This window comes from Streptomyces mutomycini (assembly GCF_001700505.1).
Lineage (GTDB): Bacteria > Actinomycetota > Actinomycetes > Streptomycetales > Streptomycetaceae > Streptomyces > Streptomyces mutomycini.
Genome location: NZ_MAPV01000116.1, coordinates 12,805 through 26,664, shown reverse-complemented (window position 1 = coordinate 26,664; position 13,860 = coordinate 12,805). Strand labels below are relative to the sequence as shown.

Sequence of the window (13,860 nt, the reverse complement as noted above, 5' to 3'; positions counted from 1 at the left end):
AGGCTCTCTTTGGGGGCGGTAGTGCCCTTGACACCTGCGGGGTCGGCCGCAGAGCATCGAAGCGCTTCGAAAGATCCTCTCCTAGCGTCGAAGGAACACTCGGCGCCCGCAGACCGGAAAACCTCCCACCTCTCCAAGGGGACCCGCACGTGACGGACCATCCGCTTCCCTTCCGCGACCCGCAGCTGTCCTTCTCCCGGCGCACCGCCGATCTGCTCGGACGGCTCACGCTCGACGAGCGGATCGCGATGCTGCACCAGTTCGCCCCCGCGGTGGAGCGGCTCGGCATCGGCCCGTTCCGCACCGGACAGGAGGCCCTGCACGGGGTCGCCTGGATGGGACCCGCCACCGTCTTCCCGCAGGCCGTCGGCCTCGGCGCCACCTGGAACGACGACCTGGTCCGCCGGATCGGCGAGGCCGTCGGCAACGAGGTCCGCGCCAAGCGCGCCCAGGACGAGCGTGTCGGGCTCAACGTCTGGGCGCCCACGGTGAACCTGCTGCGCCACCCGCTGTGGGGCCGTGGCGAGGAGGGGTACTCCGAGGACCCGGCCCTCACCTCCGCCATCGCCGTCGCCTACACCCGGGGGCTGCGAGGGGACGACCCCCGTTACTGGCGCACCGCCCCCGTGCTCAAGCACTGGCTCGCGCACAACAACGAGACCGACCGAGACACCGCTTCCTCCTCGGTCCGCCCCCGCGTCCTGCACGAGTACGACCTGCGGGCCTTCCGCGACGCCGTGCGGGCCGGGGCGGTGGCCGGCGTGATGCCCGCCTACAACCTCGTCAACGGCCGCCCCAACCACGTCTCGCCACTCCTTGGGCAGCACCTGCGGCGCTGGACCGACCAGCCGCTCGTCGTCTGCTCGGACGCGGGCGCGCCCTCCAACCTGGTCGATTCCGAGCACTACTTCGACACCCACGAGGAGGCCACAGCGGCCGCCCTCAAGGCGGGTGTCGACAGCTTCACCGACCACGGCACGGACTCCTCGGTCATGACCGGCCGCATCCGCGACGCCCTGGCCAAGGGGCTCATCGACGAGAGCGACATCGACACGGCGGCCGGCAGGCTGCTCGCCATGCGGTTCGCGCTCGGCGAGTTCGACCCGGAGCTCGATCCGTACGCCGAGGTGGACGACCTGGACACCGAACAGCACAGGGCGCTCGCCCTGGAGGCCGCGGAACAGGCCGTCGTCCTGCTCAAGAACGACAGCCTGCTGCCCCTGGAGCCCGAGCAGGGCCGGACCGTCGCGGTGGTCGGACTTCTCGCGGACGCCTGCAAGCTCGACTGGTACAGCGGCACGCTCATGCACCGCTCGACGCCGCTCGACGGAATCCGCGAACGGTACGGCGCCGAGAACGTCCTCTTCGCGGAGGGCGTCGACCGGGTCCGGCTGAAGACCTCCGACGGCTGGCTCCAGGTGCCCGCGGCCGACGGCGCGGCGGACACAGAGGCGCGGGGCGCGGAAGGCGCCCTGGATCCGGCACTCCTCGCCGGCCGCACCGACCTGCCCCCGCTGACCTACGGCGACGATGCCACCGAACTGGCCCTCGTCGACTGGGGCGACGGCGTCCTCACCCTGCGTACCGACGAAGGGCTGTACCTCTCCGTCGCCGACGACGGATACGTCAGGGCATCCGCCGACGAGCCGGGCGGCTGGGTCGTCCAGGAGACCTTCCGCCTGGAAGCGGTGGAGGGGCACGACGGAGGGCACCGCCTTCTTCACATCGGGACGGGTGGATACGTGTCCGTCGCCGCCGACGGCGCGAAGGTTGCCGGAGCGGGCGAAAAGATTTCCCGGGACGACGCCACGGTCTTCGAGCGGGAGACCGTCGAGCACGGCGCCGACGCCGTGGCCCGCGTCGCCGCGGCCGCCGACACCGTGATCGTCGTCGCGGGCAACGACCCCCACATCAACGGCCGTGAGACCGAGGACCGCACCACCCTCGCCCTCCCCGCCCAGCAGGACCGGCTGTGGCGCGCCGCGCACGCCGCCAACCCGCGTACGGTTCTCGTCCTGGCCTCCGCCTACCCGTACGCGGTGACCGACGCGGCGGACAGCCTGCCCGCCCTGCTCTGGACGGCGCACGGCGGCCAGGCCGCCGGCACCGCGCTCGCCCGCGTCCTCGCCGGTGACGTGTCCCCGGCCGGACGGCTCCCGCAGACCTGGTACGCGAGCGACGACGACCTGCCGGGCCTGCTCGACTACGACATCATCGGCTCCCGCCAGACATACCTCTACTTCGACGGCACCCCGCTCTTCGCGTTCGGACACGGCCTCGGCTACGCCGACTTCAGCTACTCCGCGCTGCGGACGGAGGTGGACGGCGAGCAACTGCGGGTGTCACTGACCGTCACCAACGACGGCGGGACCGCCGCCGACGAGGTGGCCCAGGTCTACGTCCGTGCGGCCGTGCCCGCGGAGACCGTGCCCCCTCCGAAGGGCCTGGGGCGCCGGCTCGGGACGCTGGACGAGCCCACGGACCTGCCGCTGCGCAAGCTGGTCGCCCACCGTCGGGTGCACCTAGCACCCGGAGCGGCGGAGCGTATCGAATTCGACGTACCTGTCGAGGAGTTGGGTCACTGGAGCGTGGCGCACGGCCGGTGGTCCGTCGAGCCGGGCGCATACGAGGTCCTCGCGGGCGCGTCCAGCGCCGACATCCGGCTCACCGGCACCGCGGTCGTCGACGGGGAAGCTCAAGGCCCGCGCCCGGTGGCGGCACGCGGCCTTGAGGCCGTCGACTACGACTGGCAGAAGGACACGGAGATCCTCGACCGCACGAAGACGGAGGGTGACGCCGTAGCGCCCGCCTCCGCCGGCAGGGAGGGGAGTCTCGTCTACAGGGCGTGCGACTTCGGTGAGGGCGTGGACGGACTCGCGTTCCTGGTCTCGGGGGAGGGAAGCATCACTGTGAGCGCCGGCGGACAGGTCTTCCTGCTCCAGTTCCCGGACAGCGGCGGCCCGTACGAGTACCGCACCCTCGAAGCCGGCCTCGGCCTCCGGGGAGTGCAGGAACTGCGCATCGGCCTCACCGGGTCCGTGCGCCTCGCCCGGATCGACGTCGTGGCCGGAAAGGCGTCCGCATGAAGTTCACCGACGGCTTCTGGCTCATGCGTGAGGGCGTCCGCGCCTCGTACGCCACCGAGATCCGTGATCTGCGCGTCGATGCCGACCGGTTCACCGCGTACGCTGCGGTCAAGCGCGTCGCGGCACGCGGCGACACGCTCAACACCCCGCTGATCACGGTCGAATGCTTCGCCCCGGCCGAGGGCGTCATCGGCGTACGCACCACCCATCACGCGGGAAAGGCCCGGCGGGGGCCGGACTTCGCGTTGCTCGCGGACTCCGGCACGGCCCCCGCGGCCAGAACCCGCCGGGACGGCGCGGTCACGGAACTCACCAGCGGGCCACTGACACTGCGTATGGACGGTGACGGGCCCTGGGGAATCACCTTCCTCGACGGTGACGGCCGCCGCCTCACCCAAGTGGATCCCAAGGGAACGGCGTTCGCGACAGCGCCCGACGGCACCCACCACATGATCGCCCAACTAGCCCTGGACGTCGGCGAGAACGTCTACGGCCTCGGTGAGCGCTTCACCCCGTACGTCAAGAACGGCCAGAGCGTCGACATCTGGCAGGCCGACGGCGGCACCAGCAGCGAACTGGCCTACAAGAACATCCCGTTCTACCTGTCCTCACGCGGCTACGGCGTCTTCGTCAACCACCCGGGCAAGGTCTCCTTCGAGGTCGGCTCGGAATCCGTCGGCCAGGTGCAGTTCAGCGTCGAGGACCAGTCCCTCGAGTACTACGTCGTCGCCGGCCCGACCCCGAAGGACGTGCTGTCCCGCTACACGGCCCTGACCGGCCGGCCCGCGCTGCCCCCGGCATGGTCGTTCGGCCTCTGGCTGACCACCTCCTTCTGCACGTCCTACGACGAGGAGACCGTCACCTCGTTCGTCGACGGCATGGAGGAGCGCGGTATCCCGCTGAGCGTCTTCCACTTCGACTGCTTCTGGATGCGCGAATACCAGTGGTCGGACTTCCTCTGGGACCCCGAGGTCTTCCCAGACCCGGAGGGGATGCTGGCCCGCCTCAAGGAGCGCGGACTGCGCATCAGCATGTGGATCAACCCCTACATCGCCCAGAAGTCGGCCCTCTTCGCGGAGGGCGCCGAACACGGCTACCTGGTGCGGCGGGCCAACGGTGACATCTGGCAGTGGGACCTGTGGCAGGCCGGCATGGCGCTGGTCGACTTCACCAACCCCGAGGCCACCGCCTGGTTCCAGGCCAAGCTGAAGGTCCTTCTCGACCAGGGCGTCGACGGCTTCAAGACCGACTTCGGCGAGCGCATCCCCACCGACGTCGTCTGGCACGACGGCTCCGACGCGGAGCGCATGCACAACTACTACACGCACCTCTACAACCGCACCGTCTTCGAGCTCCTGGAAAGGGAGCGCGGTGCGGGCGAGGCCGTGCTCTTCGCCCGCTCGGCCACGGCCGGCGGGCAGCAGTACCCGGTGCACTGGGGCGGCGACTGCTGGGCCTCGTTCACCGCCATGTCGGAGTCCCTGCGCGGCGGGCTCTCACTGTCCCTGTCCGGCTTCGGCTTCTGGAGCCACGACATCGGCGGCTTCGAGGGCACGCCCGACCCGGCCGTCTTCAAGCGCTGGCTCGCCTTCGGCCTGCTCTCCTCGCACAGCCGGCTCCACGGCAACGTCTCCTACCGCGTGCCGTGGGAGTTCGGCGAGGAAGCGGTCGACGTGGCACGGAAGTTCACCCTGCTCAAGCACCGGCTCATGCCCTACCTCTACGGAGTGGCCGCCGAGGCGCACCGTACGGGCGTCCCGATGATGCGGCCCATGCTGGCGGAGTTCCCCGGCGACCCCGCCTCCCGCACCCTGGAACGGCAGTACATGCTCGGCCCGGACCTGCTGGTCGCCCCGGTCTTCACGGAGGACGGCGAGGTCGAGTACTACGTCCCCGAGGGCACCTGGACCTCGCTGCTCACCGGAGAGCGCGTCATCGGCCCCGCCTGGCGGCACGAGACGCACGGCTTCGACAGTCTGCCCGTGCTGGTCAGGGACGGCGCGGTGCTTCCGTGGGGCGCCGACGACCAGCGCCCGGACGCCGACTGGCTGGACGGCCTCACGCTGCGTGTCTTCGGGCCCGGCACCGATGCCGGCGAGCACACGGCCACGGTGCCCGACCTGGCCGGCAGCCCGGCGGCGGTGTTCCGCGTCGTACGGGACGGTGCCGGTGTGCGCGTCACGGCGGAGGGCACGGGGCGGCCCTACCGCGTGATCGTCGAGGAGTCCGGGGTCGCGGGGGAGGGGACGGGTACGGTCTCCGTCGCCTGACCGCACGTCCGGAGCAGGGAGACGCCCCGGCGTTTCCCTGCTCCGGACGTGTCGAGGGGACGAGGCGGCCGGTCAGCCACTGTCAGGCCAGGAGAACCCGATCCCTGGGGGGACCCTGCACACACGCTTTCGCCCCACAGAGCCATGAACGGCACCTACGCCCGCATGTTCCAGGTGGCCGGTCCAGTACCGTGACCCGCTCCCACAGCGTCGCCAGGACCGAGACGGTCGACAGGCCGTGATTCCGGCGTCGTCGACCGATGAGCGAGACCCGGGTCAGCCTCCGAGGCGGTGCGCAAGCCGGAGTGGATCCGGCAGGCGCAGCACTCGTCCGTCGAGTCCTTGGCGCAGGCTGTCCATCCCGCGCCGGCGATCGCGCGGGACTTGGGCAATCCGGCCGTTGTCCGTCCGAGACGGTCCGCCGGGCTCCAGCAGGGCCCGGCCCCGGCGCTCGGCTGTCCGCCGGGCTAGGTCCCGCGCCCTGGGCGGCCCGAACCCGCCGAACCCTTGGCGGGTTTGCCGGTCGACCGCCCGCTGCCGGCCTTCTTCGCAGTCGGTTTCGCCGAAGGCGCCTTCTTGACCGCGGCCTTCCTGGCTGGAGCTCTCCTGGAAGGTTCAGGTCTCTCCGATGCGGTGGTGGACCTGGCCGCCGACTTCTTGCCCGAGCCACCCTTCTTCGCGGTCCCGGCGCGGCCGGTCCTGCTCCGCTCCGTGGAGTCCTGCTCGGGGGCTCTGCTCCGTCGGCGGGCAGGCGGACGCTCGGGTTCTTCTGCCCCGTTGCCGTCTTCCTGCTCGTCGTCGTCCTGAACGTTCTCGATCGCGTCCGCACCGCTGTGGCCCACGTCCTCGACGGCGGCCCCCGCTCCCTCGCCGGCGCCTTTGACCGCCGTGCCTGTGCTCTCGCCGACGCCCTCCACCGCCGTGCCCGTGCTCTCGCCGACGGACTCGACCGCGGCGCCGGCGGCCTGCCCGACATCGCTCACGGCCTCACCGGCACCTTCTCCCAGTTGTCCCACCGCCCGGCCGGCACCGGCCCCGACGTTCTCGACCGCTGCGCCCGCGCTGCGGGTCAACTGCTCGAGGATCTCGGGGTTTCTGTCCACCGTGGTCAGCAGCCGGGTGACCACGGCAGCGACGTGGTGGAGCCGCACCTTGAGCTGCGCCTGTACGTCGACACCCTCGATGTCCAGCTTGACGCGCCCGAGCCGCACGTCCGCCCCGACGTTCAGCTTGAGGAGGTCCAGCACCTCCGCCTGCAGGGAGACGTGAGCCTCGAGGTCTTCGACTTCCAGGTGCAGTTCGTTCACGTGCAGGGCGGGAACATCCAGGTAGACATCCGAGGGACCCACCCCCGGCGCCTGGCCCTGCGTGGGCGCGTTCTCGTCAGTGTCCAGGTCCTGACGTTCGTGGTCGGCGCCGTCTGCGCTGGGCATGATGGGTACACATCCTCGCTGACCCTCCGGGCACAATCTTCACGTTCAAGTGTCGGCCGGGTGGAACGGTCACGCAATCGCCGGGCGGATACGCCCGCGGCAAACCGCGTCCGTACGACCCCTAATATCTCGTGGCATGAGCGATTCGACTCCTCTTCTGGACTGGTTGCAGAACTGGTATGCGCAGCAGTGCGACGGAGACTGGGAGCACGAGTGGGGCGTCCGGATCGCCACGCTCGACAATCCTGGCTGGACCGTCAAGATCGATCTGGAGGAGACGGACCTGGAGGAACACGTTCACCCCCGCCAGGACATCAATCGCAGCACGCAGGACTGGGTCTGGACCTGGACCGCCGAGAAGACCTTCCACGCCGCGTGCGGCCCCGGGAATCTCGCCGAAGCACTCACCGTGTTCCGTACCTGGGCCACCACGATCGCTGCCGGCGCAGAGCCGGAGACACGAGCCGGGTGAGCACCTGCGGCCGCGGGACTCGCAAGGTGAAGTCCCCTTTGCCCGAATCCTGTGGCCCTTCTTGGAACCGGCCCGGCTTCGGCCGGAGCGACGCGGCTACCCTCAGTGACTCCGCGGCCGGCGGCCCCGAAACGTCGGCCCCTCGGCCCCACCACCGCTGCGGCGGGAATCCCTGATCCAGGCGTCTCCGGGCCGGTCCGGCGTGGGCCGCTCGACGCCGTAAGTGAGTCACATCACCCAGAGTGAATATCTCGGCATACATCTGGCCGGAACGGAAAGGGTCCCAGACTGCTGGTGCCGAATCCCGGTCCACCGGCGCGTATGTGCTCGGCCGGACCGGTGCGGAGCAATCAGGCACGGAAGGCAGATCACTACATGTCGGTTCCCCGCTCGTCGTCTCACCCCCCGGCAGCCCTGGAAACCCTCCACATCGACGGTATCTGGCAGGCCGCCGGATCAGGCGCCACCCGCGAGATCCTCGACCCCGCGGACGCCACCGTCCTGGCCCTCGTCTCCGAGGGCGGCACCGAGGACACCGACGCGGCCGTGGCCGCCGCCCGCCGCGCCTTCGACGACGGCCCCTGGCCCCACCGGCCCGTCGCCGAGCGCGCCGGTCTGCTGCGCCGGGTCGCCGACCTCCTCCAGCGGGACCGCGAGGAGATCGCGATCACCGAGAGCCGCGACACCGGAAAGACCCTGGAGGAGGGCCGCGTCGACGTCGACGACGTGACAGCGGCCTTCCGCTACTTCGCCGACCTCGTCATGAACGAGAGCGGCGGCCGGGTCGTTGACGCGGGAGACCCCGATGTGCACAGCGTCGTCGTGCACGAGCCGGTCGGCGTCTGCGCCCTGATCGCCCCGTGGAACTACCCGCTGCTCCAGGCCAGCTGGAAGATCGCCCCCGCCCTCGCCGCGGGCAACACCTTCGTGCTCAAGCCCAGCGAGGTCACCCCGCTCTCCACGGTCCACCTGATCCGGCTGCTCGCCGAGGCCGGACTGCCCGACGGCGCCGCTAACCTCGTCACCGGCGCGGGCGACCCCGTCGGCGCGCGGCTCTCCGAACACCCGGACGTCGACCTGGTCTCCTTCACCGGCGGGCTCGCCAGCGGCACGAAAGTCGCCCAGGCCGCGGCGCCCACGGTCAAGAAGGTCGCCCTGGAGCTCGGCGGCAAGAACCCCAACGTCGTGTTCGCCGACGCGTGCGCCACCGACGAAGGCTTCGACACCACCGTCGACCAGGCACTGAACGCCGCGTTCTTCCACAGCGGCCAGGTCTGCTCCGCCGGAGCCCGCCTCATCATCGAGGAGTCCGTCCGCGACCGGTTCGTCACCGAGCTCGCCCGCCGGGCCGACGCGATCCGGCTGGGCCGGGGCACCGTCGACGGGGTCGAATGCGGCCCGCTCGTCTCCGCCCAGCAGCTCGCCAAGGTCGAGGCGTACGTGGCGTCCGCCCGCGAGGAGGGCGCGGTCGTCCGCTCCGGCGGAACGCGCCCCGAGCCCTCGGACGTCCGGCCCGCGAGCGGTTACTTCTACCGGCCGACCGTCCTCGACGGCTGCCACCGGGAGATGAAGGTCGTCCGCGAGGAGACCTTCGGCCCGATCCTCACCGTCGAGACCTTCCGCACCGAGGAAGAGGCCGTCACCCTGGCCAACGACACCGACTACGGTCTCGCCGGCGCCGTCTGGACCACCGACGCGGGCCGCGCCCGGCGCGTCGCGGGCCGGCTGCGGCACGGCACGGTCTGGATCAACGACTACCACCCCTATCTCCCGCAGGCCGAGTGGGGCGGCTTCGGCAAGTCCGGCACCGGCCGCGAGCTCGGCCCCACCGGTCTTGCCGAGTACCGCGAGTCCAAGCACATCTACCAGAACCTCAACCCGCGCCCGCAGCGCTGGTTCGCCGGCTGAACGAACCGTCTTTCTCCGCCCGGCTGTTCGCAGTACCACGCACACGTAAGCACCTTGCAGAAGGAGCAGTGACCGATGCCACCGTCCCCCAGCACCGCACGCCCCGAACCCGTCGACTACGTGATCGTCGGAGGCGGGACCGCCGGTTCGGTCATCGCCTCCCGTCTCACCGAGGACCCCGACGTCACCGTCACCGTCATCGAGGGCGGTCCGACCGACATCGACCGCGAGGACGTCCTCACCCTCCGCCGCTGGCTCGGCCTCCTCGGCGGCGACCTCGACTACGACTACCCCACGACCGAACAGCCCCGCGGTAACTCGCACATCCGGCACAGCCGCGCCCGCGTACTCGGCGGCTGCTCCTCGCACAACACCCTGATCAGCTTCAAGCCGCTGCCCGGCGACTGGGACGAATGGGCCGAGGCCGGCGCCGACGGCTGGGACGCCGCAGCCATGGACCCGTACTTCGCGCGGCTTCGCAACAACATCGTGCCCGTCGACGAGAAGGACCGGAACGCCATCGCCCGCGACTTCGTCGACGCCGCCCAGGCGGCGGCCGGGGTTCCCAGGGTGGAGAGCTTCAACCGGCAGCCGTTCCACGAGGGCGCGGGCTTCTTCGACCTGGCCTACCACCCGGAGAACAACAAGCGCTCCTCCGCGTCCGTCGCCTACCTCCACCCCCACATCGAGGCCGGTGACCGCCCCAATCTCTCGATCCTGCTGGAGACATGGGCGTACCGCCTGGAGTTCGTCGGCAACCGGGCCACCGGTGTGCACGTACGCACCAAGGACGGCGAGGAGAGGCTCCTGCGAGCCTCCCGTGAAGTGATCGTCTGCGCCGGCGCGGTGGACACCCCCCGGCTGCTGATGCACTCCGGCGTGGGACCGGCGAGGGACCTCACCGAGCTCGGTATCCCCGTCGTCCACGACGCCCCCGGCGTCGGCGAGAACCTCCTCGACCACCCCGAGTCCGTCATCGTCTGGGAGACCGACGGGCCCATCCCGGAGAACTCCGCGATGGACTCCGACGCGGGCCTCTTCGTGCGGCGGGACCCCGGATCCCGGGGCCCCGACCTGATGTTCCACTTCTACCAGATCCCTTTCACCGACAACCCGGAGCGCCTCGGCTACGAGAGGCCCGAGCACGGTGTGTCGATGACCCCGAACATCCCCAAGCCGCGCAGCCGCGGCCGGCTCCACCTCACCAGCGCCGACCCCGAGGCCAAGCCGGCCCTGGACTTCCGCTACTTCACCGACGAGGACGACTACGACGGCCGCACCCTGGTCGACGGCATCAAGCTCGCCCGCGAGATCGCGAAGACCGAACCGCTGGCCCACTGGCTCAAGCGCGAGGTGTGCCCCGGGCCCGAGGTCACCTCCGACGAGGACCTCAGCGAGTACGCCCGCAAGGTCGCGCACACCGTCTACCACCCGGCCGGCACCTGCCGGATGGGAGCCGTGGGTGACCCGGCGGCCGTCGTCGACCCCCAGCTGCGCATCCAGGGCCTGGAGGGCATCCGGATCGCCGACGCGTCCGTCTTCCCGACCATGCCCGCCGTGAACCCCATGATCGGCGTCCTCATGGTGGGCGAGAAGTGCGCCGAGCTGATCCGAGCGACCCCGACCACCGGAGGCGATGTCCGATGAGTGAAGCCGGTACCCCTGTGTTCAGCGTCCGGGACCTCTGGAAGGTCTTCGGGCCCAAGGCCGACCGCATCCCCGGCAGCGAGTACGCCGCCCTCCCGCCCGCCGAACTGCGCGAGCGCACCGGCTGCACCGCCGCCGTGCGTGACGTCTCCTTCGACGTCAACAAGGGCGAGGTCTTCGTCGTCATGGGCCTGTCGGGCTCGGGCAAGTCCACCCTCGTGCGCTGTCTGACCCGGCTCATCGAGCCCACCAGCGGCACCCTCGCGATCGACGGCGAGGACGTCCTGGCCATGGACACCACCCGGCTTCGCGAACTGCGCCGCCACCGCGCCGCGATGGTCTTCCAGCACTTCGGGCTGCTGCCGCACCGCACGGTGCTCGACAACGTCGCCTACGGCCTGGAGATACAGGGCCTCGGCAAGGCCGAACGGCGCGCCAAGGCCGCGGAACTGGTCGAGAAGGTCGGCCTCGCCGGCCTCGAGAACCGCCGCCCCGCCCAGCTCTCCGGTGGCCAGCAGCAGCGCGTCGGGCTCGCCCGCGCCCTCGCCGTCGACCCGTCCGTACTCCTCTTCGACGAGCCGTTCAGCGCGCTCGACCCGCTGATCCGCCGCGAGATGCAGGACGAGGTCGTGCGGCTGCACCGCGAGGAGGGCCGCACCATGGTCTTCATCACCCACGACCTCAGCGAGGCGCTCCGACTGGGCACCCGCATCGCGCTGATGCGCGACGGCGGCATCGTCCAGCTCGGCACCCCCGAGGAGATCGTCGGCTCGCCCGCCGACGACTACGTACGCGAGTTCGTCCGCGACGTACCGCGCGAACAGGTCCTCACCGTCGCCACCGCCATGCGTCCGCCGACCTCCGGCGAGGGCGAGAACGGCCCCGCCCTGCGCCCCGGGGCCACCGTCTCCGAAGCCATCGAGGCCGTCGCCCGCTCCGGTGACCCGGCCGCACGCGTGATGGAGGACGGCCGGCTGCTCGGAGTCGTCGACCACGCGTGCCTGCTCGGTGTCGTCGCCGGGGCGGGCGGGGGCCCGGGAACCCGCGAGGTGACCGTCTGATGGCCACCGCCCAAGCCACCACCCGAACCGCCGCGGGCCCCCCGGGGAGCGGCCCGCTCGCCGCCCTGCGCGGCCGCCCCGCCGTCGGCAAGATGCTTCTGCTGCTGGTGATCGCCGCCGTCGCCGTACCCGTCGCGCACGCCCGCTGGGGCGGCGGGGTCTGGCCCGGCGCACTGACCGTCGACCTGAGCGGGCCGCTCGGCGAGGTCAACGACTGGATCATCGGCAACCGCGACAGCCACCCGCTGTTCCTCTACTTCTTCGGCCACATCAGCAACGCCGTCGTCCTGTCGGTGCGTGGCGTCTACCTGGCGCTGCTCGCCCTCGGCTGGGCCGGTGTCACCGCCGTCGCCGCGCTCGTCGCCTGGCGGACGGCCGGATGGCGCCTCGCGCTGACCGCCGGACTGTCCTTCCTCGTCTGCGGCATGCTCGGCATGTGGGTGCCGACCATGCAGACCCTCGCGCTGATGACCGTCGCGGTCCTCGCCTCGGTGGTGCTCGGGCTGCTCCTCGGGCTCGCCGCCGGGCTCTCGGACCGTACGTTCCGGGTCCTGCGGCCCGTCCTGGACACGATGCAGGTGCTGCCCGCCTTCGCCTACCTGCTGCCCGTCGTGCTGGTCTTCGGTATCGGTGTGCCCGGCGCGGTCCTCGCGACCGTCGTCTACGCGGCTCCGCCGATGGCCCGGCTCACCGCACTCGGACTGCGCGGAGCCGACGCAGGCGTCATGGAGGCCGTCGCCTCCCTCGGCGCGACCGGCCGGCAGAGCCTCCTGAGCGCACGGCTGCCGCTGGCCCGCAAGGAGCTGCTCCTCGGCCTCAACCAGACGATCATGATGGCGCTGTCCATGGCCGTCATCGCCTCCGTCATCGGCGCCGGCGGTCTCGGCGACCGCGTCTACCAGGCTCTCTCCTCCGTCGACGTCGGCGCCGCGCTCGCCGCGGGCATCCCCATTGTGCTGCTGGCCGTCGTCCTGGACCGTACGACCGAGGCGGCCGGACGCAAGATCGGCACGGAACCCACCGGACCCGCCGCCCTGCGCGGGGCACGCGGCTGGGGGACCGCCGCCCTGATCGCCGCGGCGGTCGCCGTCGTGGGCCGCTTCACCGGCGGCCGGATCTGGCCCGAGAGCGGCATCGTCGCCATCGCGGGACCGGTCAACACCGCCAAGGACTGGATGGTCGACCACCTCTACACCGGCATCCCCGTCATCGGCGGGACCGCCGACTGGGCCGCACACTTCACCAACTGGGTCCTCAACCCGCTCCGCGACGGACTGCAGGGCCTGCCCTGGTGGGCCGTCCTGCTGATCGTCGCCGCTCTCGCCTGGACCATCGGCACCTGGCGCACCGCGCTCACCGCCGTACTCGCCATGGCCGCCATCGGGGTCCTCGGAGTCTGGGAACTGTCGATGGACACGCTCAGCCAGGTCATCGCCGCCGTCGCCGTCACCCTGGTCCTCGGCTTCGGCATCGCCGTCGGAGCAGCGCGCAGCCGCCGCCTCGAACGGCTGCTGCGGCCCGTCCTGGACGTCTTCCAGACGATGCCGCAGTTCGTCTACCTCATCCCGGTCGTCGCTCTCTTCGGCGTCGGCCGTGCCCCCGCCGCCGCGGCGGCGGTCGTCTACGCGCTGCCCGCCGTCGTCCGCATCACGACCCAGGGCCTGCGGGGCGTCGACCCCGCCGCGATGGAGTGCGCCCGCTCGCTCGGCGCCACCAGCGGCCAGCGACTGCGCCAGGTCCAGATCCCGCTCGCCCGGCCGGCACTGCTGCTGGCCGTCAACCAGGGCGTCGTCCTGGTCCTCGCCGTCGTCATCATCGGCGGTCTCGTCGGCTCCGGCGCACTCGGCTACGAGGTCGTCTTCGGCCTGGCCCAGGGCGACCTGGCCACCGGCCTCGTCGCGGGCGCCGCCATCGTCTGCCTGGGACTGATGCTGGACCGTGTCACCCAGCCCACCGCCCGCCGCCAGCGGAAGGAGAGCTGAC

General features: G+C 71.3%; 8 protein-coding genes. 7 read left to right on the top strand and 1 reads right to left on the bottom strand.

Features of this window, described 5'->3' with window-relative positions; all coding sequences use genetic code 11:
• Window positions 1-149 precede the first annotated feature (149 nt).
• Both BFF76_RS17765 and yicI read left to right on the top strand, forming a co-directional pair.
• A complete protein-coding gene (locus tag BFF76_RS17765) occupies window positions 150-3,086 on the top strand; it encodes a glycoside hydrolase family 3 C-terminal domain-containing protein (protein WP_065848590.1) in 2,937 nt (978 codons plus the stop codon).
• Window positions 3,083-5,356 carry an alpha-xylosidase gene (gene yicI, locus BFF76_RS17760; protein ID WP_065848589.1) on the top strand — a complete coding sequence of 758 codons (2,274 nt, stop codon included), beginning with the start codon at window positions 3,083-3,085 and terminating at the stop codon, window positions 5,354-5,356. The genes BFF76_RS17765 and yicI overlap by 4 nt, the downstream gene beginning before the upstream one ends.
• A 467-nt stretch (window positions 5,357-5,823) precedes the next feature.
• Here yicI and BFF76_RS17755 read toward each other — a convergent pair whose 3' ends face one another.
• Complete coding sequence (locus BFF76_RS17755) at window positions 5,824-6,789, bottom strand: hypothetical protein (protein ID WP_031100027.1); 966 nt, start codon at window positions 6,787-6,789, stop codon at window positions 5,824-5,826.
• A gap of 136 nt (window positions 6,790-6,925) precedes the next feature.
• Between BFF76_RS17755 and BFF76_RS17750 the strand changes: the two genes are divergently transcribed.
• From BFF76_RS17750 to BFF76_RS17730, 5 genes are all read left to right on the top strand, one after another.
• The gene (locus BFF76_RS17750) at window positions 6,926-7,261 is read left to right on the top strand and encodes an immunity 53 family protein (RefSeq protein WP_031100025.1); all 336 of its coding nucleotides are present in this window, start codon (window positions 6,926-6,928) and stop codon (window positions 7,259-7,261) included.
• Window positions 7,262-7,636: 375 nt separating this feature from the next.
• Window positions 7,637-9,169 (top strand): aldehyde dehydrogenase family protein, encoded by a 1,533-nt coding sequence (locus tag BFF76_RS17745; RefSeq protein WP_053930855.1) that lies wholly within the window; start codon window positions 7,637-7,639, stop codon window positions 9,167-9,169.
• A gap of 75 nt (window positions 9,170-9,244) precedes the next feature.
• Entirely contained in the window at window positions 9,245-10,816 is a 1,572-nt protein-coding gene (locus BFF76_RS17740) for a GMC family oxidoreductase (RefSeq protein WP_065848588.1), read from the top strand.
• Window positions 10,813-11,877, top strand: coding sequence for a quaternary amine ABC transporter ATP-binding protein (locus BFF76_RS17735; protein ID WP_031100018.1), 1,065 nt, complete (start codon window positions 10,813-10,815; stop codon window positions 11,875-11,877). The genes BFF76_RS17740 and BFF76_RS17735 overlap by 4 nt, the downstream gene beginning before the upstream one ends.
• A complete protein-coding gene (locus BFF76_RS17730; protein ID WP_065848587.1) occupies window positions 11,877-13,859 on the top strand; it encodes an ABC transporter permease in 1,983 nt (660 codons plus the stop codon). The genes BFF76_RS17735 and BFF76_RS17730 overlap by 1 nt, the downstream gene beginning before the upstream one ends.
• Window position 13,860 lies beyond the last annotated feature (1 nt).